Origin of the sequence: Paraglaciecola sp. 20A4, from assembly GCF_011378905.1 — a bacterium.
Lineage (GTDB): Bacteria > Pseudomonadota > Gammaproteobacteria > Enterobacterales > Alteromonadaceae > Paraglaciecola.
In genome coordinates, this window is sequence record NZ_WTPY01000099.1 from 1 (window position 1) to 622 (window position 622).

Annotated in this window: 1 rRNA gene; it reads left to right on the forward strand. The window is 51.9% G+C overall.

Features of this window, described 5'->3' with window-relative positions:
- A 16S ribosomal RNA gene (locus GQS54_RS23010) occupies positions 1-622 on the forward strand; the annotation flags it as partial.

The following is a 622-nucleotide window of genomic DNA, read 5'->3' on the forward strand; positions in this document are numbered from 1 at the left end:
TTGCACAATGGGCGCAAGCCTGATGCAGCCATGCCGCGTGTGTGAAGAAGGCCTTCGGGTTGTAAAGCACTTTCAGTTGTGAGGAAAGGTTAGTGGTTAATACCCATTAGCTGTGACGTTAGCAACAGAAGAAGGACCGGCTAACTCCGTGCCAGCAGCCGCGGTAATACGGAGGGTCCGAGCGTTAATCGGAATTACTGGGCGTAAAGCGCACGCAGGCGGTTTGTTAAGCTAGATGTGAAAGCCCTGGGCTCAACCTGGGAATTGCATTTAGAACTGGCAGGCTAGAGTTTTGGAGAGGGGAGTGGAATTCCAGGTGTAGCGGTGAAATGCGTAGATATCTGGAGGAACATCAGTGGCGAAGGCGACTCCCTGGTCAGTAACTGACGCTCATGTGCGAAAGTGTGGGTAGCGAACAGGATTAGATACCCTGGTAGTCCACACCGTAAACGCTGTCTACTAGCTGTTTGTGGATTTAATCCGTGAGTAGCGAAGCTAACGCGATAAGTAGACCGCCTGGGGAGTACGGCCGCAAGGTTAAAACTCAAATGAATTGACGGGGGCCCGCACAAGCGGTGGAGCATGTGGTTTAATTCGATGCAACGCGAAGAACCTTACCTAC